General features: G+C 67.0%; 18 protein-coding genes and 1 pseudogene. 11 read left to right on the forward strand and 8 right to left on the reverse strand.

The genetic code is table 11. The features are described 5' to 3' along the window. Positions 1-98 precede the first annotated feature (98 nt). From WFK36_RS12585 to WFK36_RS12595, 3 genes are read right to left on the reverse strand one after another with little or no spacing between them, the layout of a single operon-like run. Positions 99-1,127, reverse strand: coding sequence for a hypothetical protein (locus WFK36_RS12585; protein WP_336792072.1), 1,029 nt, complete (start codon positions 1,125-1,127; stop codon positions 99-101). Next, entirely contained in the window at positions 1,124-2,317 is a 1,194-nt protein-coding gene (locus WFK36_RS12590; RefSeq protein ID WP_336792074.1) for a sensor histidine kinase, read from the reverse strand. Before WFK36_RS12590 ends, WFK36_RS12585 begins: the two co-directional genes overlap by 4 nt. Next, a complete protein-coding gene (locus tag WFK36_RS12595; protein ID WP_336792076.1) occupies positions 2,317-2,964 on the reverse strand; it encodes a response regulator transcription factor in 648 nt (215 codons plus the stop codon). Before WFK36_RS12595 ends, WFK36_RS12590 begins: the two co-directional genes overlap by 1 nt. A 400-nt stretch (positions 2,965-3,364) precedes the next feature. On the opposite strand from WFK36_RS12595, the gene WFK36_RS12600 reads away from it, so the two are divergent. The 10 genes from WFK36_RS12600 to WFK36_RS12645 all read left to right on the forward strand — a co-directional run bounded on the left by WFK36_RS12600 (position 3,365) and on the right by WFK36_RS12645 (position 14,216). Beyond that, positions 3,365-3,940: a TerD family protein gene (locus tag WFK36_RS12600; RefSeq protein WP_008379356.1), complete on the forward strand. Its 576-nt coding sequence runs from the start codon at positions 3,365-3,367 to the stop codon at positions 3,938-3,940. 128 nt (positions 3,941-4,068) lie between these two features. Beyond that, a complete protein-coding gene (locus WFK36_RS12605) occupies positions 4,069-5,160 on the forward strand; it encodes a DUF475 domain-containing protein (protein ID WP_008379358.1) in 1,092 nt (363 codons plus the stop codon). 88 nt (positions 5,161-5,248) lie between these two features. Continuing rightward, positions 5,249-6,436: a hypothetical protein gene (locus tag WFK36_RS12610; protein ID WP_336792077.1), complete on the forward strand. Its 1,188-nt coding sequence runs from the start codon at positions 5,249-5,251 to the stop codon at positions 6,434-6,436. 31 nt (positions 6,437-6,467) lie between these two features. Continuing rightward, on the forward strand, positions 6,468-7,676 hold the full coding sequence (locus WFK36_RS12615; RefSeq protein WP_336792078.1) for an HpcH/HpaI aldolase/citrate lyase family protein: 1,209 nt from the start codon (positions 6,468-6,470) through the stop codon (positions 7,674-7,676). Further along, positions 7,673-10,081: a phosphoribosyltransferase gene (locus WFK36_RS12620; RefSeq protein ID WP_336792079.1), complete on the forward strand. Its 2,409-nt coding sequence runs from the start codon at positions 7,673-7,675 to the stop codon at positions 10,079-10,081. The genes WFK36_RS12615 and WFK36_RS12620 overlap by 4 nt, the downstream gene beginning before the upstream one ends. Next, positions 10,078-10,971 carry an HAD family hydrolase gene (locus tag WFK36_RS12625; RefSeq protein WP_336792080.1) on the forward strand — a complete coding sequence of 298 codons (894 nt, stop codon included), beginning with the start codon at positions 10,078-10,080 and terminating at the stop codon, positions 10,969-10,971. The genes WFK36_RS12620 and WFK36_RS12625 overlap by 4 nt, the downstream gene beginning before the upstream one ends. Before the next feature lie 11 nt (positions 10,972-10,982). Beyond that, positions 10,983-12,296 carry a TerD family protein gene (locus WFK36_RS12630; protein ID WP_336792081.1) on the forward strand — a complete coding sequence of 438 codons (1,314 nt, stop codon included), beginning with the start codon at positions 10,983-10,985 and terminating at the stop codon, positions 12,294-12,296. Between the two features lie 83 nt (positions 12,297-12,379). Further along, complete coding sequence (locus WFK36_RS12635; RefSeq protein WP_336792082.1) at positions 12,380-12,937, forward strand: permease; 558 nt, start codon at positions 12,380-12,382, stop codon at positions 12,935-12,937. Positions 12,938-13,053: 116 nt separating this feature from the next. After that, positions 13,054-13,629 carry a TerD family protein gene (locus WFK36_RS12640; RefSeq protein ID WP_336792084.1) on the forward strand — a complete coding sequence of 192 codons (576 nt, stop codon included), beginning with the start codon at positions 13,054-13,056 and terminating at the stop codon, positions 13,627-13,629. Positions 13,630-13,640: 11 nt separating this feature from the next. After that, positions 13,641-14,216: a GNAT family N-acetyltransferase gene (locus tag WFK36_RS12645; RefSeq protein WP_336792085.1), complete on the forward strand. Its 576-nt coding sequence runs from the start codon at positions 13,641-13,643 to the stop codon at positions 14,214-14,216. Positions 14,217-14,237: 21 nt separating this feature from the next. Here the strand turns inward: WFK36_RS12645 and WFK36_RS12650 are convergent, their stop codons facing one another. From WFK36_RS12650 to argG, 4 genes and pseudogenes are all read right to left on the reverse strand, one after another. Then, complete coding sequence (locus WFK36_RS12650; RefSeq protein WP_336792087.1) at positions 14,238-14,534, reverse strand: hypothetical protein; 297 nt, start codon at positions 14,532-14,534, stop codon at positions 14,238-14,240. Between the two features lie 556 nt (positions 14,535-15,090). After that, positions 15,091-15,516, reverse strand: a pseudogene (locus WFK36_RS22760) (CHAP domain-containing protein); the annotation flags it as partial. Between the two features lie 157 nt (positions 15,517-15,673). Further along, entirely contained in the window at positions 15,674-16,384 is a 711-nt protein-coding gene (locus WFK36_RS12655) for a DUF1266 domain-containing protein (protein WP_336792088.1), read from the reverse strand. 100 nt (positions 16,385-16,484) lie between these two features. Next, positions 16,485-17,900, reverse strand: coding sequence for an argininosuccinate synthase (argG, locus tag WFK36_RS12660; protein WP_008379391.1), 1,416 nt, complete (start codon positions 17,898-17,900; stop codon positions 16,485-16,487). A 178-nt stretch (positions 17,901-18,078) separates the two neighbouring features. Here argG and WFK36_RS12665 point away from each other — a divergent pair, with 178 nt between their 5' ends. Further along, the gene (locus WFK36_RS12665) at positions 18,079-18,948 is read left to right on the forward strand and encodes a hypothetical protein (protein ID WP_336792089.1); all 870 of its coding nucleotides are present in this window, start codon (positions 18,079-18,081) and stop codon (positions 18,946-18,948) included. Here the strand turns inward: WFK36_RS12665 and WFK36_RS12670 are convergent. Then, on the reverse strand, positions 18,918-20,219 hold the full coding sequence (locus tag WFK36_RS12670; protein ID WP_336792090.1) for a TrpB-like pyridoxal phosphate-dependent enzyme: 1,302 nt from the start codon (positions 20,217-20,219) through the stop codon (positions 18,918-18,920). The two genes, WFK36_RS12665 and WFK36_RS12670, sit on opposite strands and share 31 nt — an antisense overlap. Positions 20,220-20,231: the final 12 nt, after the last annotated feature.

Raw genomic sequence — 20,231 nt, forward strand, 5'->3', positions numbered from 1 at the left:
TCCGCTGGAATGTGCTGCGTACGCGGGTCACCGTATCCCCGGACGCGAATGCACCGGCAGACCCGAATTCTCGGGTAAACCGAGCGGACGACCCCAGTTCAGGGGGCGAGAGTGAGCTCGCCGGACGCGTTGTACACCCGCCTGTCGATCTCCTCGCCCGCACTGTGCACAACGGTCATCAGGGACGATCTTCCCGGCGGGAGGATCCGAATGGTCAGTGTGCCGTCGACCGTCGCATCCAACGATGCCGTGACCGTCGTGACGATCCGCTCGACGATCTCCTCAGACGCCCCGTCGAGTCCATGGTCGTCCAGCAGGATGACGTCCACTCCGCGTCCGCGCGCCGCTCGCGCGGCGGCAGTGACCATCGGAACCGCGAGTGATCGGGCGCGCAGCGAATCCCTCAACTGAGCTTCGAGAAGTCCGCAGGCCCGCTGTTCGGCGTCGGTCAGCGCTCGAGGATCGGCCAGCCGCTCGAGAAGCGGTCGGACCAACGAGTCCAGACCCACCAGTTGGCGATCCCGCTCGTCGAGAACGGCCCGGTGAGCGGCCTCGGCCGCCGCTCGCTCGGTGCCCTCTTCACGCAACAGGAAGATGTCGCGTGCCGCGGGCCGGATAGTCAATCCGAAGAAGGTCGCCATGAGAAGCGGTGCAATGTTGATCAACGTCACGCTCAGCCCGTACCCGGGCCCCTGCCCGGTGCCCGCCGTCCAGAACACCGTGACGCCGATCGCGGCGAGCAGGGACATCCATCCCCAGATCGTCCGTCCCCGCACACACATGTAGGTCGAGACGGCCGTGGCGGCCGACAACGGCCACAACTGGAGTGCGCCCGGCTCCGCCGGAAGCGTGTAGACCACCAACGCCGTCGCGGCAGGACCCGCCACGGTCATGTACGCAGTCCATCCCGGCGGAAGCGGATCGCCCGCCGCACGGATGAGCCCGACCGCCGCCACGCTCACCAGCGCCCAGGCGAGCAGTTCGCGAAGCACGCCGCCGCTCTCGGAGGTGGTGACGGCGAGCAGCGCGTACGTGCAGACGCACCACGCTGCGAGGATCTGTGCGGCAACCGAGTGCAGGCCCATCAACGAGCGGACGTCGCCGTGTTCGACGTCGTCTACCATCATCCACCCTCGATGTCGTCACGCCAGGTCAGAGTGACTGTCGTTCCGTGCCCCACACGACTGACGACGTCCGCCTCGCCTCCGGGCAGCGACTCCAAGCGGCCCCGAATACTGACCGCGACACCGAGCCGGTGAGACGCGATCGCGGTCGGGTCGAAACCGACGCCGTCGTCCGACACCCGGATCGTCGTCTGACCGACTTCACCGGTGACCTCAACCCGACTCGTCGCGGCCGGGCCCGCATGGCGGACGGTGTTGCGCAGCGCCTCGGAGACCGCTGCGCCGAGCGCCCAGACGGCGTCGGCCGGCATCTTGCCGTCAGCGTCGAACGATCGCACGACGAACTCGGCGCGCACGTTCGCGTCGGCGGCGGCGGCACGCAGGTGGACGACCGCCTCATCCACCGTGAACGGACGATCCGTCCGCACGCCGGCCCTGACGTCGTCGAGTTCGGTGAGCGTCGCCTTCGCGAGAGCGCTGATCTCGTCGGTCGACGCCGAACGCGACGCGACGAGCAGAGTCGCCATCACACTGTCGTGGGTCAGCGCGTCGAAACGCTCGCGTTCCACCATCCGTCCGCGCTGCGACGCGGCCGCCTCGGCGACGGCGTGCGTCTGCGCCGTGGTGGTGTCCAGGACGCGACCAGTGCGCAGCGCCATCACCGAACCGCCGACGAACAGGCTGCAGAACATGACGGCGAACCCCGTCTCCGGCACCAGGTCGAAGAGCGTCGCCCCGTCACGAACCCACACGTTGATCATCTGCACTGCGACACAGCCGATCACCATGTGCGCGAAGGCGACCCGCGCAGGCCACGCGATGACCGCGGCGATGCTCGCCAGCCCGGGGAACGACGCGAACCACACCCCGTCGCCCATCGGGACGCCGGTCCCGTTCCACGCGAACGGGAACGATGCGACGACGACGAGGAAGGCAGACGCCGCCACTGCGCCGGACCAGCGGACGGCCCGCACATCGTCACGGAACGAGAGGACGCCGGGGACCAGCCCGGTGCCGAATGCGAGCACAACGGCGACCGGCGTCCACCACGGTGCGGTGCGGTCGGACCACGCGATCACCGAACCGGCGAGCATCACGGAGTACGCCACGTACCCGACGGTGGTGAATCGCGCGAAGATCCGGACGATGCGATCGAGATTCTCGCCGGTCGTCGTGTCGATCGGGAGCACCATCAGGCGGGACGCTCCGGCATCGGCAACAGGCCGTCTTCGACAGCACGCATGTACAGGTCGACCTTGGTGGCGGCGGGGCGGCCAGCCGCAGCGTACTTCGCCCGGATCCGGCCAACGTAGTCGGTGATCGTCTCCGTCGACAGGCCGGTCAGCCGCGCGACCCGGTCGGCCTTCTCCCCTGACGCGTACAGCGCGAGGACTTCCTGCTGTCGTGGACTCAGACCGGCCGCCGACAGGTCGGGATCTCCGTCGATCGCCGCGGCCCACTCGGTGGTGACCACCGGGAGTCCCGCGGCCGCAGCCTCGATCGCTTCGACGACGGCGTCGACGGGCGCCGACTTTCGCACGATCCCCAGCACGCCTGCCTTCGCGGCGAGCCGCACCATGTACGGGTTCTCCGCCCCCGTGAACACGAGGACCTCCAGACCCGCGGCCCGCAGTGCCTCCACGTTGGTGAACGGCGAAGATCCGTCCGCAAGGCGTAGATCGAGCATCACCAAGTCGAGGTCGGTTGGACCGCTCAACAGCTCCGGAACGGTCATCGCCGACGCGACCACAGCCAGACTCGGGTGGTCGGCGAGCATCGCCTCGATGCCGAGGACCACGGATGCGTGATCCTCGACCACTCCGATCCGTTTCACGTTCACACTGCGCTCCTCAACCCCGAGACCATCCACGACAGACGTGGATCGAAGGTATCCCCGCACGCAGTGGGATCGGGCGGCGCGCAGTCGCATTCAACCGTTTCGACGACACCGGGCTGATCGACGGCCACACGTGGTCTGCACCGGACCGATCTCATTCGAACCGAGGACATCAGGAATCTCCCTGATGCCGCATAGCGGATTACAGGCTAATCTCGGCGCTGTGTTGTGGGGCACGTCGTGGCACGATCACCGTGTCGTCCAGGCCAGACTTCGTTTGCACGATCGACGTCGTCCACCCCCGGAACACAAAACACACATAAGCTGACGAACAAGCCCGGCCTCCTTCGGACCAGGCACCGACCATCGAGCGGACGCTCGGCGAGAATGAAAGGCACTGCACATGGGTGTGAGCTTGACCAAGGGCGGCAACGTCTCCCTCACCAAGGAGGCCCCCGGCCTGACCGCCGTCTCCATCGGCCTCGGCTGGGACGTCCGTTCCACCACCGGCACCGACTTCGACCTCGACGGCAGCGCCATCGCGCTGAACGCCGACAAGAAGGCAGTGTCGGACCAGCACTTCATCTTCTTCAACAACCTGCGCTCGCCCGACGGCTCGATCGAGCACACCGGCGACAACACCACCGGCGACGGTGACGGCGACGACGAGGTCATCAACGTCGACCTCGCAGGCGTCCCGCCGGAGATCGGCTCCATCGTGTTCCCCGTCTCGATCTACGACGCGGACGCACGCAGCCAGTCGTTCGGCCAGGTCCGCAACGCGTTCATCCGCGTCGTCAACCGCGCCAACGGCTCGGAGATCGCCCGCTACGACCTGTCCGAGGACGCGTCGACCGAGACCGCGATGGTCTTCGGTGAGCTGTACCGCAACGGCGCCGACTGGAAGTTCCGCGCAATCGGCCAGGGCTACGCATCGGGTCTCGCGGGCATCGCCCGCGACTTCGGCGTCAACGTCTAACCCCTCACCGCCGCAACAGCAACGACGCACCGACGGGCCTACTGCTCGTCGGTGCGTCGCGCCACGTACGACGAGCTGTCGACTTCGATGATGTCGCGCCGTCCACGAAAGAAAAGGCCGACACCCACGTGATTCTCCGCATCTTCGGACTCTCGTTCGTGATCTCCATCGCGGCGCTTGTCGTCGCATTCGTCTACGGCGGGCCCGAAGCCCTCCTGCTGACGGTCATCCTCGGCATCCTCGAAGTGTCGCTCTCCTTCGACAACGCCGTCATCAACGCCACCGTCCTCCGCCGGATGAGCGAGTTCTGGCAGAAGATCTTCCTCACCGTCGGCATCGTGATCGCCGTGTTCGGCATGCGGATCCTGTTCCCGCTGGCCATCGTGTGGATCACCGCCGGACTCAACCCGGTGCAGGCGTTCGACCTAGCGCTCAACCCTCCGACGGACCCGAACGCCGACAGCTACGAATCGCTGATCACCGCGGCGCACCCGCAGATCGCGTCGTTCGGCGGCATGTTCCTGCTGATGCTGTTCCTCGGCTTCATCTTCGACGACAAGGAGATCACCTGGTTGTCGTGGCTGGAGAAGCCGCTGATCCGCATCGGAAAGCTCGATCAGCTCGCCGTCGTCATCGCCGCAGCGATCCTCGTGATCACCGCGACGTTCATCGCTCACGAGGGCGAAGGTGCGACGGTCATGATCGCCGGAACCCTCGGCATGATCTCGTACATCCTGGTCAACGGCCTCGGTGAACTGTTCAATGTCGAAGAGGAGGGCGACGAACCGTCGACCGGTCCGTCCGACCTGGCGAAGGCCACCGGCAAAGCCGGCTTCTTCCTGTTCCTGTACCTCGAAGTGCTCGACGCCAGCTTCTCGTTCGACGGTGTGATCGGCGCGTTCGCCATCACCGCGGACCCGATCATCATCGCCCTCGGTCTCGGCCTCATCGGCGCACTGTTCGTCCGTTCGCTGACCGTGTACCTGGTCCGCCAGGGCACCCTGTCGGAGTACGTCTACCTCGAGCACGGCGCCCACTGGGCGATCGGCGCACTCGCGTTCATCCTCATGTACTCGATCGGCACACCGGTCCCCGAGGTCGTCACCGGCCTGGTCGGCGTCGCGTTGATCGGCGCCGCGATGATCAGCAGCATCATCCGTCGCCGCAAGGAGACCGACGAGCCTGCCGACGACGCCGCACTCGTCGACTCGAAGGAGTAGCGCTGATGACGATCGACACGAGCACCGGGTCGATCATGCGAATGTCTGCCGACCAGGCCGCCCGCCGCTGACTGGATACGATCGAATCGTGCCCACCAATCCGCGCCGGGGCCTGTTCGGCAGGCGATCGCAGAGCGATCGCGCCACGCCTGCGCAGCTCGCGGCTCTGACCGACGCCTTCTTCGCCTGTGAACGGGCGATGGGCGACATGGCGAGCGCCGTACAAGCCGCGCAGGCGGTGGCGCCCGGTTCCATCGCGACCGCCGAATGGGACACCGCACGGGACCGTTACGACCAGGTGATCTCCCGTTACTTGGTGATCTCGGCCGACGACTCTCCCGAGGCCACTCCGGCGAACGTGGAGCAGTGCACTCGGGCGTTCGTCGAGACCACGGAATGGCTCGGTCGCTACGCGGCGTGGCAGGCGTCGGGTCTGCAAGCCGGGCGAGCCGCGATCACCGGCGCCGCCCAAGCCGAACAGCAGGCCCGAGTGGCGGCCAACCAGGCGCTCACCGCGCTCGATCAGGCACCGGTCGAGCATGCTCACCTGACATCGGTTCGAACCGCGGCCGACGCTCTCGCACAAGACCTCACCGGGTTCGAAGCGGCGACGGGCCTCACCGAGCGCCAACGTGCGGCAGACCTCGTCGTCGAAGCCGCGCACCGCGTCATCGATCTCCTCGATCGGGCACCCGGCCTCACCGCCGAGACCGAGAAGACCATGCGGTCGCTCGCCACTCGCAGGCAGGCCGTCGAGACGAAACTCGACGGACTGCCCGCTGTGATGTCACAACTGCTGCGGGACTTCAGTTCCGAATGCTCCATCGACCTCGTCGACGTCCCCGAAGACGTCCGACACCACCTGCAGAACGCGGACGAACGACTCGACCGGGCACGAGTCCTCCTCGGCCACGCACCCGATGAGGCACGAGCCGCCACCGAACAGGCCAGGGCCCACCTGGCGGACGCGGACGAACAGCTCGACCGCGTCGTCGACAGGCTGTCGGACCTTCGAGACGTCCGCGCCGATCCGACGGTCGCCGCATCCCGCGTCCGCTTCCGGATCCGGGACGCCCAGAACTTCGCCGTCGACAATCACCAGGTCCGCGAGTGGGGCTCGGTGCTCGACGCCCAGAACGACCGAGTCGACCGCGCCGCAGCGGTCCTCGAACGCATCCACCCCGACTACTGGTTCTACCTCTCCGAACTGCGGGCCGTCGACGCCCGCGTCACCGACATCATCGGACGGATGCGCGATCACGTCTCGCGCGCCTGACGACACACCTACCGAACGAAAGGAGCAGCCCATGTCCGCCGACATCGCCGTTGACTCCGTCGACCTCGCCGCCACCGGGGGGATCACGCAGTTCCCCCAGCTGTCCGACGAGCAGCTCGACCGCCTGTTCCTGCACCGCCCGCAGACAGTCGACCTGCACTCCCCGATCGACCATCTCGCCATCGCCCTCGGCGCCACCCTCTACGTGCCCGCCACCCGCGACGACCTGACCTCGGTCATCCGACGTCGCGCCGAATCCGGGGTCACGTCGATGGTCATCGACCTCGAAGACGCCGTCGCCGATGAAGATGAGGCGACCGCCGTCGAGCGCACCATTGCAACCCTCACCGATTTCGCCCACGACAACTGGGATCGCCTACTGCTGTTCGTCCGTGTCCGGACCACCGATCACATCGAGACCATCACCGCGGGTCTCGTCCCCGGCCACTGCCTCGCGGGCTTCGTGATCCCGAAGTTCGAAGCCGAATCGGGCGCCGCGGCTCTGGACACCATCGCCGCGGTGTCCGCTGACTGGGACCGCCCCCTCTACGTGATGCCCGTCCTCGAGACGCCGCGCATCGTGCACCGCGAGACGCGCGACGCCGAACTCGCCGCCATCCGTGAAGTGCTCAATCGTCACCGTGAACGGGTCCTGGCCGTCCGCATCGGCGCCACCGACATCTGCGGACTGTTCGGCATCCGCCGCGACCGAGACGTCACCATCTACGACGTACGAGTCGCCGCCGACGCCGTCGCGGGCATCGTCAACATGCTCGGACGCAGCGACGGCACCGGCTTCGTGATCACCGGGCCGGTGTGGGAGTACTTCGCGAACCACGAGCGCATGTTCGCGCCGACGCTGCGGCACACACCGTTCCGCGAGCACGACGCCGTCTACTTCCGACAGCAGCTGGTGAGCCGGGACCTCGACGGGCTGCTCCGGGAGATCGCCCTCGACCGCGCCAACGGCATCACCGGCAAGACAGTGATCCATCCCGTCCACGTCGGCGCCGTGCACTCGCTCTCGACAGTCACCGACGAGGAGTACTCCGACGCCCTCGACATCCTCGACCGCGACGGCGGCGGTGCTCAGGCCTCCGCGTACGGCAACAAGATGAACGAGCTGAAACCGCACCGCAACTGGGCGCTCGGGGTGATGAACCGGGCGCACGTCTTCGGCGTCACCCGCCGCGACATCAGCTTCGTCGACCTTCTCACCGAATGGGCTGGTGACCGATGACCCCCTCCTGGGTGACCGACACCTTCGATGCACACGTCTCCGGGGTCGACGACCTCGTCGAACTGGGGTTGCGCCGCAACCCGAAACGCGCGCACCTGCTGGTGTCGACGGTGCTCGGCAAGCACATCCCGACCCCGCCGTCGCGGGTGCGCGGTGCGGCGAACGATCTCGGCGACGCCGTCACCGGGATCCTCGACGACGAGACCTCCACCGCGACGGTCCTCGGATTCGCCGAGACCGCGACGGGGCTCGGACACTGCGTCGCCGAGCGCATCGGGGCGGCCCGCTACCTGCACTCCACGCGCCGTGCCGTCGACGGTGCGGCGGTACACGGCTCCTTCGAGGAGGGCCACTCCCACGCGACGACTCACCTGCTGCAGCCGACCGACGCCGACTTCCTCGACACAGATCCGTCCGTACCCGTGGTGCTCGTCGACGACGAGATCAGCACCGGCCGCACCGCAGTCGAGGCGATCGAGGCGCTGCACGGTCTCCACCCACACCAGCGTTATCTCGTCGCGTCGCTCGTAGACATGCGCGACGACGGACACCGCGCCGAGTGCGACGCCGCCGCGACTCGCCTCGGCGTCACGATCGACTTCACCGCGCTCGCCGACGGCGCCATTCGTCTGCCCGACGGGATGACCGAGCGGGTGGTGGCCCTCGACGCGCCCGACCTCAACCCGACGGCGCCGACCCGCGGAGACGTCACGTTCTTCACCGCGGGTTGGCCCGCGGCCGTCCCGGACGGCGGCAGGCACGGTTTCCTCGCCGCCGACACCGCCCCGTTCCATCGGGCCGTCGACGATGTCGTCGCCGGACTGTCCGACGTGTTCGCCGCGGGTGACCAGGTGACCGTCGTCGGGCACGAAGAGCTGATGTATCTGCCCCTGTGCATCGCGGAGCGACTCGGCTCGTACGGTGTCGACACGCGTTTCCAGACCACGTCCCGATCACCCGCCCACGTCCGCGACCAGGACGGATACCCCCTTCGTCGCGGCTTCGCGTTCCCTGCTCCCGAGTCGCGCCTGCGCTCTGCCTCCTCAAGCGAGTCGAAGCGCCCTGCCGAAGACACCCGCTACCTGTACAACGTCGCCGAACCCGGCTCAGACGACATCCCGTCGGTCCTGCTGGTGATCGACGACCCCGCCGACACCGCCGCGTTGCGTGCGGACGGTGGACTGCTCGACGTCCTGTCAGCAGCCGGGCATCGCGTCGTCGTGCTGACGGTGCCGGCGACCGATCCCGCACGCTTGTCCCGCTCACGCACCCCGAGTGCACAACGCATCGAACCGACAGGCGGCCCACTGCGTGCGCCCGACTTCGGGTCCTACGCGCCGAGTGAGGTCGCGTGGCTGCTCAAGGACCTGTCCGAGTACTCGCTCGAAGGAGACGTCGCCGAGCGGGAGCGCCGCATCCAGGCGGGTGTCGCGCACTACGCGGAGTCGTTGCCCGTCGAGTTCCAGCCCGGCGCGGCGTACCTCGAACTGTTCGACGCGACACTCACGTCGTCGGCCCGTCGACTGGCACTCGCCGTCGGAACAGTCGCCGAACTGATCCTGGCCGAACGCTCCTCGAATCCGACGCTTGTCTCCCTCGCCCGTGCCGGAACCCCCGTCGGAACGCTGATCGCACGGTGGATTCGGGCGACCCGTCGTTCTCAGCCGGCGCACTACAGCGTCTCGATCGTGCGTGGTCGTGGCATCGACGCCGTGGCCTTGGACTACATCGCCGAACGTCATGACCCCGCGTCGGTGGTGTTCGTCGACGGATGGACCGGCAAGGGCGCCATCGCGAAGGAACTCACCGCGGCCCTGCGGGTGTACGAGGACGGCGGGGGTGCGCATTTCGACGACGAGCTCGCCGTGCTCGCCGATCCCGGATCGTGCACACGCCTGTACGGCACACGCGACGACTTCCTGATCGCCTCGGCCTGCCTCAACTCGACGGTGTCCGGACTCGTGTCGCGCACTGTGCTCAACGACGACCTGATCGGTCCGGGCGATTTCCACGGCGCCAAGTTCTATCGCGATCTGATGCCGCACGACGTGTCGAACCGCTTCCTCGACGCCGTCACCGCCGAGTTCGACGCCGTCTTCGATCAGGCGCGCGCCGACGCAGCGGCCCTGCGCGGTGCCGACCGAACTCCCACCTGGGAGGGCTGGGCATCAGTCGAGGAGATGCAGCGGCGGTACGGACTGTCGTCGATCAACTTCGTGAAACCCGGCATCGGCGAGACCACCAGAGTCCTCCTGCGTCGGGTGCCGTGGCGGATCCTGGTGCGCGACGCCGATCTCCCCGATCACGAGCACATCCGTCTCCTCGCCGCCGAACGCGGTGTGCCGGTCGACGTGGTGCCCGATCTCGCGTACTCCTGCGTCGGTCTGATCAAGGAGTCCGTGTGAACGCCCTCATGGCCACCGACCTCGACCGCACGATGATCTTCTCCCGTGCGGCGTCGGGCTTCTCGACCGCGCTCGAAGAGCGGTCCGGGTCTCCGAGCGCGGTCGAGGAACCCGTGTGCGTGGAGATCTACAACGCCGCGCCGTTGTCGTTCATGACCCCCGGCGCCGTGACGAAGCTGACCGCGCTGGCCGCGTCGACTCCTGTGGTCCCGACCACCACTCGCACACGTGAGCAGTTCGAGCGCATCACCCTTCCAGGCGGTCCGTTCGCGTACGCCGTGGTGAGCAACGGCGGCCGGATCGTTCGCGACGGCGAGAACGACGACGAATGGCGCTCAGCGTTGGAGGCGCGGATCGCGACGACGTCGGCGCCCGTCGCTGAACTGCACGCCGACCTCCAGACGAGAATCGACGAGTCGTGGGTGTCGTCGACGCGTATCGCCGACGATCTGTTCGCCTACCTCGTGGTCGACTTGGACCGGCAGCCCTCCGACTTCGTCGACGACTGGCGGGCATGGTGCACTCCCCGGGGTTGGTCGGTGTCGCAGCAGGGCCGCAAGATCTACGCGATGCCCGACGGCGTGACCAAGTCCGCCGCCGTCGCCGAGGTTCGCCGCAGGCTCGTCGACGACGGTGTTCTCACACCGGACGCGCCACTGTTCGCGGCAGGCGACGGTCAGCTGGACGCCGACCTGCTCGAGTACGCCGACCACGCCATCCGTCCGGCCCACGGCGAGCTCCACGACTCCGGCTGGACCCGGCCGGGACTCACCGTGACAGCGTCGGCAGGTATCGAGGCAGGCGAGGAGATCCTCGACTGGTTCGTCGACCACGCACATCACCCAGCGTCAGCGCCCCATCCGCTCCGACCGGCTCTCGCCGAGAAGTAAGAGGTAATCCGATGTCTTCACTCACCAAGGGCCAGAATGCGGCGCTCCCGACCGGGGACGTCGTCGTGTCCGTCGACGTGGCTGCGGCCGCCGACTTGTCGGCACTTCTCGTCACCGAGGCGGGCAAGGTGCGCAGCGACGCCGACTTCGTGTTCTTCAACCAGCCTGCGGGACCCGGCGTTCAGCTTCGCGACGGGCGCCTGCACATCTCGACCGCCGGCATCCCGTCGGACATCACCGCGATCCGCGCCGTGATCACCCTGGACGACACCACCCGCAGCTTCGGGCAGTTCGCACCGCCGGTGACCCGCGTGTTCGACGCCGCGGGCGCCCCGCTGTTCGACTACGTCGTCGACGGCCTGACGGCCGAGTCAGTCGTCATCGCGGCAGAGGTGTACCAGCGCAACGGGCAGTGGAAGGTCCGGGCGGTCGGCCAGGGCTACGCGGGCGGTTTCGCCGACCTGGTCCGCGACCACGGCGTCGCGGTCGACGACGCCCCGGCCCAGGCTGCTCCCCCGGCGCCGCCCGTCGCTGCGGCCCCGCCGGCCTACAACCCGCCGCCGCAGCAGAGTTACACGCCGCCGCCCGCCCCGCCGAGTTACGCGCCGCCCGCCCCACAGCAGAACTACGCACCTGTGGCCCCGACGTATGGCGCTCCCGCCCAGCCTCAGTACGGCGCTCCCGCCCAGCCCCCTGCGCCGCCGCAGGAACAGGCGCCGATCAGCCTCTCGAAGGACCGGCCCGTCTCGCTGGTCAAGGGCCAGAAGGTGTCGCTGAAGAAGGACGGCGGCGTTCCGCTCACCCAGGTGTGGATGGGCCTCGGCTGGGATCCGGTGCAGACCGGGAAACGCGGTTTCTTCGGCGGCGGCGGAGGCGGCGGCGACATCGACCTCGACGCGTCGGTCCTGCTGTTCTCGCAGGGGAACTGCGTCGAAAGCGTGTACTTCGGCAACCTCCGGTCGAAGAACCAGTCGATCGTCCATTCCGGCGACAACCTGACTGGTGAGGGCGCGGGCGACGACGAGGTGATCTCGGTCGACCTGTCGGCGATCCCGCCGCACGTGGACCGTCTGGCGTTCATCGTCACCTCCTACCGAGGGCAGACCTTCGCCGAGGTCCAGAACGCGTACTGCCGACTCATCGACCAGATGACCAACGCCGAGCTCGCGCGCTACACGCTTGCAGGCGGCATGCCGTTCACCGGCGTGTGCATGGCCGTCATGTCGCGGATCAACGGCGAATGGCAGCTCCGCGCCGTCGGCGAGGGCTTCAACGCCAAGACCGCCAACAAAGCGATCCCGCACGTGATGCCGTACCTCGCCTGAGCTCCGTCCGCCAGTTGTGTCACGTATGTGGTCACAACTGGCGGAGGGAAGCCGAACTCGAGCATTTGTGGAAGAGTTGTCGCATGACCGACGAGCTTCCCGAAACCACACCGGAGTCCACACAGTCGCGACTGGGCGGACTTACATCGAAGCTGCCCGAGATCTCCGGACGCACCAAGGCGATCATCGGTGTGAGCATCGTCGTGCTGTTGGTCGTGGGGTACCTGATATTGCAGCGCTTCCTTCCTCAGTGGTGGGGTCGTGAGATCGCTGCCGACGTCGGCGGGAGCTTCACCCGCGGTTCGCTCTACGGTCTCGGATACGGGCTGCTCGGCTCCGCGGTGACGCTGATCCTGCTGTACTTCGCGTACGTGACGATCGGCCGCTACCGGAACATCGTGTCGTGGACGCTGTTGGTGCTCGCTCTGGCATCGACTGTCCCCAACCTGCTGACCCTCAGCGTGGTCATCGGCAATGGGAGCGGCGCGGAATCCGGACGTCTCGCCCTCGACTACGACGGAATGGGCTTCCGCGGCGCGACTCTTATCGGGCTGATCATCGGCATTGTCATCGGCCTCGCCGTCGACTTCTATCTGCTCGGGAAGCGGCGCGCCAAGGCCAAGGCGGACGTGGCCGCCTGACGACGCATGTGCTTGCAGATCGCGGCCGCATGAACTCTCAGATTTCCGTCAGCCCCGCATGATGAAGTGGTGTCGGCTAGACACCTAATCGGTAGATCGAACGAAAGGAACATCTCATGAGCGTGAGCCTCGCCAAGGGCGGAAACGTCTCCCTCGCCAAGGAGGCCCCCGGCCTCACCGCGGTGACGATCGGCCTCGGTTGGGACGTCCGGACCACCTCCGGTGTCGACTTCGACCTCGACGGCAGCGCATTGGCGCTCGGTGCCAACGGCAAGGTCCCCTCCGACCAGCATTTCGTCTTCTACAACAACCTCCGTTCGCCCGACGGTTCGATCGAGCACACCGGCGACAACCTGACCGGTGAGGGCGACGGCGACGACGAATCGATCAACGTCGACCTCGCCGCTGTGCCGCCGGAGATCGCCAGCATCGTCTTCCCGGTGTCGATCCACGACGCGACCGCGCGCGGTCAGTCGTTCGGCCAGGTCCGCAACGCATTCATCCGGGTCGTCAATCGCGCGAACGGCACCGAGATCGCCCGCTACGACCTCACCGAGGACGCGTCGTCGGAGACGGCAATGAGCTTCGGCGAGCTGTACCGCTACAACGGCGAGTGGAAGTTCCGCGCGATCGGTCAGGGCTACGCGAGCGGCCTCGCGGGGATCGCCCGCGACTTCGGCGTCAACATCTGACGGTTCGTCCGATGCCGATCGTCGTCCGCGCTGCCCATTCGTTCGAGGATGTGCGGACGATGGTCGGCCCCAAGCGGCCCGACGCGAGCGTGTGCTTCTGCCTGAGCCATCGACTCCCCGCGAAGCAGAACCGCGCCCTCGTCGGGCCGGCACGCGGCGAATACGTCCGCTCGCTGTGTGAATCGACCATCGCGCCCGGTGTCCTCGCCTACGACGGCGACGACGTCGTCGGCTGGGCGGGGGTCGCGCCGCGGTCCGAGACGTCATTCGCGAGATCCACCAAGATCCCCCACCTCGACGACCTTCCCGTCTGGTCGGTCTGGTGCCTGCGTGTGCGTCCCGGCCATCGAGGCGAGGGCATCACGGCGTCCCTGCTCGATGGCGCGATCGACTTCGCCCGCACCAACGGCGCCCCGGTCCTCGAGGGTTACCCCTCCGACAACGGCGCCGACCGCATCGACCTGACCATGGCGTTCGTTGGATCGCGGACCATGTTCGAGCGCGCCGGTTTCGTCTACGCCGGCCCGACGTCGTCACTGTCGGGCGGCTTCCCACGCGTGATCATGCGCTACGACCTGCGCGGCTGACGTCGTGCAGGCCGCGCCTGCTCAGGACGAGCCTGATCCGATCGTGTCGAGAATGCTCGATGGCTTCTCACTGATGGTCACCGTTCGGCAGCCCAGTTCGACTGTTGCACCGGGTCCGGTGTTGAGCGCGTAGACGCACACCCTCTGCTGTCCGGTCTTCTTGGTCGACAACACCGCCTCATAGCCGTGGAACGCACCGACGTTGTGCGCCTTGTCGACGTCGTTGCGGGCGACGTTCGCGGTGAGCGCGTGACTCTCGACGCCCGGCGTACCCAGGCCTCCGCCGATGTAGACGTGGACAGCGATCGACTGTGTCACCGTGTCTCGATCGAACGCCCATCCCCTCACCTTTCACCTTGGCGCCAGCTGGAGAGGACACCTCATCGATGGATCCGACCGGATTCGACCCGACGGGTGGACTGTCGATCGTGACTGCACGACACCCGAGTTCGACGCTGTCTCCACCGCCGATGTTGATCGCGTAGACACAGACGTCCTGCCTTCCGCGCTTGTTCGTGGCCAACATCGAGTCGAATCCGTGGAGCGCCCCGACACCGTGTGCACTGTCCACGTCGGGTCGCGAAACGTTGGCGGTGAGAGCGTGTCCCTCGACACCAGCAGTTCCGACTCCGCCTCCCACGTACACATGGACGTCGATCGATCGCGCAAGGGCGTCTCGGTCGAACGCCCAACCTCGGACCTTCACCTTGCCCGGAGACGGCGAACTCACCTCGTCGAGGGATCCGACCGGATCCAAAGCCGAGGGCGAGTCCCCGAAATACTGACTGGATCCACGAATATGAATGTAGCCACTGGGGCCGTCAACACCTGAATACGTGACGTGCCGAGAGTTCCAGCCGGCATTGTCCTCGGTGACCGTCACGGACCCATCCGGTTGATACGCTTCGACCCACGCCACGTGCCCGTAGCTTCCCGCTGGCTTCTTTCCGGGAGCCCAATATGCGATCGCTCCGATCGCCGGAGTCAGATTCTTCTCACCGGGAGCGCGGGTCCACCAGTCACCGGCGTTTCCCCAAGAAGTCCCAGGATCGGGCATTCCATTGCGGGCGAGCCGATAAGCAACATAACGAGTGCAGTTGTGTTCGCCGCCGAAGTAGTAGGTGTCGGCCCATGTACTCGTGTAGGCACCATATCCAGATCCCTCGACACACCCGTAGTCGGCTCGGGAGCAGTGTGCAATCTGCGCGGACTCAGCGGGCGGCGCAGTCGCAACGATTCCACACACCGCAACGAGCAGCGTGAGCAGCACCACCGCGAACCGTCCAACTGTCGACCTCATCGGGCCCTCCTGGTGAGTCCTGAACGCGCACAGTGCACGTAAGTCTCAAACCTCACCAGGACCGGGGTGCACCCTCCACTCTGGGGAGCCGAGTTCCACCGGACGGTGGAACAGATTCATCCACCCGATCCACAATCCCCTAGTGCCTGGCCGTCACTCACCACGCCAGACGGATCCACGGACTCTTCGGGTCGGTGAGGAGCATCCGCAGTAGCGGAAGGTGGATGTCGAGCGACTCGTCGACGTCCGCGGGTCCTTCGTCGGCGCACCACAGTGCCCGTCCGACGACGTACGACGCCCCGTACTCCGGCCACCCGCCGACCCGCTGACGTCCGATGTCCACAGCTCTCTGCAGCAGCGGCAGCACATCGTCCGGGGTGCACCACCCGTGTGCCACTGACCGGCGCGCAAGCATCGCCATCCGCGTCAGGTCCCACGCGCACGTCGTCGGCGGAATGAGCTCCGGCATGGCGGGCCGCGACAGCGCCATCAGCGTCTCGCTCACCGCCTGGGCTGCGGCCGGTCCCGACTGCCTACCCACCAGTTGGACGAGTTCGGCCTGCCGGTCCGGGGTCTCCCGCCGGAATGGCAGGGCCGTCGCCAGCGCCTCGTCCATCTCCGGGGCGTGCATGCCGTCGAGCAGAGCTCGCATGGTCATCATCGCGTCGTCACGCCCGGTGATGCCCCAGAACTTCTTGAGGTCCCGCTTGGAGCCGAATCCGCCTGCACGGTAGTCGAAGTCGTCGCAATGACTGTCGGCGACGCGGCCTCTCCACCACACCATCTGATAGGGCGCCCCGAGCGCCAGCCCGCGAACGTGATCGAGTGAGTACTTCGGCTGAGGCAGCCACAGAAAGGGATCAGACACGGACCCGACCATATCGGACTTTCTCCACGGATGTCGGGCGCCTGAACGACGAAGGAGCGCACCGCCGACTGGCGATGCGCTCCTTGTCGTTCGCTGATTTCTAGTCGACGCCGAAATCGATGGCGGCGCGGTCGAGCGACTCCGAGGCCGCGTCCTCCGGGCTGCCGCCCGCGATGGCCTGCGCGCCGCCCTCGGACAGTTCGCCGACGAGGTCTGCGGTCGCCCCGCCGACGATGCCGAGCGTCGCGTACTGCTCGAGGCGCGAACGCGAGTCGGCGATGTCGAGGTTGCGCATCGTCAGCTGACCGATGCGGTCGGCAGGCCCGAACGCGGCGTCGCCGACACGCTCCATCGACAGCTTGTCCGGGTGGTACGAGAGCGCCGGGCCCTGCGTGTTCAGGAAGTGGTAGTCGTCGCCGCGGCGGAGACGGACGGTCACTTCACCGGTGATAGCGGAACCGACCCAGCGGACGAGTGCCTCGCGGAGCATGAGCGCCTGCGAGTCCATCCAGCGGCCCTCGTACATGAGTCGACCGAGGCGACGACCCTCATTGTGGTAGTTCGCGACGGTGTCTTCGTTGTGGATCGCGTTGACGAGACGCTCGTAGCCGATGTGCAGCAGCGCCATGCCGGGCGCCTCGTAGATGCCGCGCGACTTGGCTTCGATGATGCGGTTCTCGATCTGATCCGAGACGCCGAGGCCGTGACGGCCGCCGATCTCGTTGGCCTTCAGGACGAGTGCGACGGCGTCGTCGAACACCTCACCGTTGATCGCGACCGGGCGACCCTGCTCGAAGCGGATCGTGACGTCTTCGGTGGCGACCTCGACGTCGTCGCGCCACGCGGCGACACCCATGATCGGCTCGACCACGTCGAGGCCGTGGTCGAGGTGCTCGAGGGTCTTGGCCTCGTGCGTCGCGCCCCAGATGTTGGCGTCTGTCGAGTACGCCTTCTCCTGCGAGTCGCGATACGGCAGCTTCCGCTCGACGAGCCACTGGCTCATCTCATGGCGACCGCCGAGCTCCTCGACGAACTGGGTGTCGAGCCACGGCTTGTAGATCCGCAGGTTCGGGTTGGCCATCAAGCCGTAGCGGTAGAACCGCTCGATGTCGTTGCCCTTGTAGGTGGAGCCGTCGCCCCAGATGTCGACGCCGTCCTCCTTCATGGCGCGGACCAGCAGCATGCCGGTCACTACACGGCCGAGCGGCGTGGTGTTGAAGTAGGTCTTGCCGGAGCTGCGGATGTGGAACGCACCGCACTGGAGCGCGACCAGGCCTTCTTCGACGAGCGCCGAACGGCAGTCGACCAGGCGCGAGATCTCAGCGCCGTACTGCTCGGCGCGTCCGGGCACGGACGCGATGTCCGGCTCGTCGGCCTGACCGAGGTCAGCGGTGTAGGTGCAGGGCACCGCACCGTTCTCGCGCATCCACGCGACGGCGACGGAGGTGTCAAGGCCACCCGAGAAGGCGATTCCGACACGCTCGCCCTTGGGCAGAGAACTCAGCACTTTCGACATACGTCCAGCTTAAACAGTGGTTCCGCGTCCCAACGAATCTGGTCGGATTGCGACCGGCGACCGCGCGTCGTGGAACCGCTCTGTGCGTCTGTGCGTCTGACCTTGTATGGGGGATGCTGGGATACGCACTCGCGCGCAACTGCATGCCGAGGGACTGACGGACACAGACATCCGCAGGATGGTTGAGAACGGCACTCTCACCCGCCTGCGGCCCGGGTGGTTCGCCCTCGGCGCTCATGATCTCCGTGCGGCGACCGCAGTGCGAGACGGCGGCGTCCTCGGATGCGTGTCGGCGCTTCAGTTCCACGGACTCTGGGTTCCGCCCGGACACACCGCACTACACCTGCGACGCAGTCCCAAGATGACCGGCAAGAAAGCCGCATGCCGACCCTTCCAGGGGCCGGTCCGCTCCACCGTCGACGCGGTCGACTCCATCCCCGTCGCCCTCAAGTACGCGGCACACTGCCTCGACGCCGACGAATGGATTGCCGTGTGCGACTCGCATCTGAACTCGACCGGCGAATCGGTAGAAGATCTACTCGCTCAAATGGGAGCGGTCGGGCCGACAGTCCGCGATCTCGCCTACCGCACCGATCCGCGTGCACAATCCGGGACGGAGAGCATCACGCGGGTGCGGCTCCGCGCCGCACACTTCACAGTTGTCGTCCAACCGCGGATAGCGGGCATCGACTGGTCCGACCTACGGATCGGAAAGCTGATTCTTGAATGCGACTCGGTGCTTCACCACTCGAGTCGCGAGGACTACGAGCGCGATCATCATCGCGACCGCCGCGCCCTGCTCGATGGGTGGCTGACGATGCGGCTCACGTACGACGACATCCTGTACGACTGGCCGGGCACCCTCGCCGACATCCGCGCGATCACCCGGGCCGACCGTCACCGTGCGAGGAGTGCCCGCGACCGCGCAAATGGTGCAAAGATCGCTTCGCGAATCGGGCCAGGAGGGCAATATGCCCTCGTGGCCCGATTTCTGAGGCGATCCTCGCGGCAGTTCGGTCAGAAGCCTCCGTTGATGAAGTCTGCGTAGGCGGGGAGGTCGAGCTGGCCGTGCCCGGAGAGGCCGATCACGACGACTTCCTCCTTGTCGCTGTTCGCGACGTGGGCGGCGCAGGCGGCGATCGCGTGCGTCGACTCCGGAGCGGGGACGATGCCCTGGGCCCGCGCGAACTGCACACCGGCGCTGAACGCGTCGTGCTGATCGATCGCGGTGCCCTCGACCAGGCCGAGCTCCACTGTGTGGCTGAGTGCCGGCGCCATGCCGTGGTAGCGGAGGCCACCTGCGTGGATGGGGTCCGGAACGAAGTCCATGCCGAGGGTGTGCATCTTCAGCAGCGGGGTCAGGCCTGCGACGTCGCCGTGGTCGTAGCGGTATTCACCCTGCGTGATCGACGGGCACGCCGACGGTTCGGCTGCGACGATGCGCGGGTTCGAACGGCCGTGGATCTTCTCGCGCAGGAACGGGAACGACAGACCGGCGAGGTTCGATCCGCCACCGGCACAACCGAACACGACGTCGGCGCCACCGGGCTCAACGGCGTACAGCTGGTCGACTGCCTCCTGGCCGATCACACTCTGATGCAGGACGACGTGGTTCAAGACGCTGCCGAGTGCGTACCGGGTGTCGTCGTTCTTGGCGGCGACCTCAACGGCCTCCGACACGGCCATGCCGAGACTGCCGGTGGTGTTCGGATCCTTCTCGAGCATCGCGCGGCCTGCCTCTGTGAGGTCGGACGGGCTCGGGTGCAGCGTTCCGCCGTAGGTGCGGATGAGGTGTCCGCGGTACGGCTTGGAGTCGTACGACGCCCGGACCTGCCACACCTCGACGTCGATGCCGAACTGCGCGCCGGCGAACGACAGCGCACTGCCCCACTGGCCCGCACCGGTCTCGGTCGTCAGCTTCTTCACGCCGTCGACGCTGTTGTAGTAGGCCTGCGCGACAGCGGAGTTCGTCTTGTGGCTGCCGACCGGGCTCACACCCTCGTACTTCACGTAGATGCGAGCCTTGGTGTTCAGCGCCTCTTCGAACTTGCGGGCGCGGAACAGCGGCGAGGGACGCCACATCTTGTAGATCTCACGAACCTGTTCCGGGATCTCGATGTACGCCTCGGTCGAGACCTCCTGCGCGATGAGGCCTGCCGGGAACAGCGCAGCGAGATCCTCCGGGCCGACCGGCTCCTTGGTTCCCGGGTGCAGGTGCGGCGGGATCGGCTGGTCGAGTTCGGCCGCCAGGTTGTACCAGTGGGTGGGGACGTCCACGGTCACGAGATCGGGGTTCGTGGCGTCAACATTGCTTGTCATGCACGTCACAAT

The organism is Gordonia malaquae (genome assembly GCF_037148075.1).
In the GTDB taxonomy this organism is placed as follows: Bacteria; Actinomycetota; Actinomycetes; order Mycobacteriales; family Mycobacteriaceae; genus Gordonia; species Gordonia malaquae.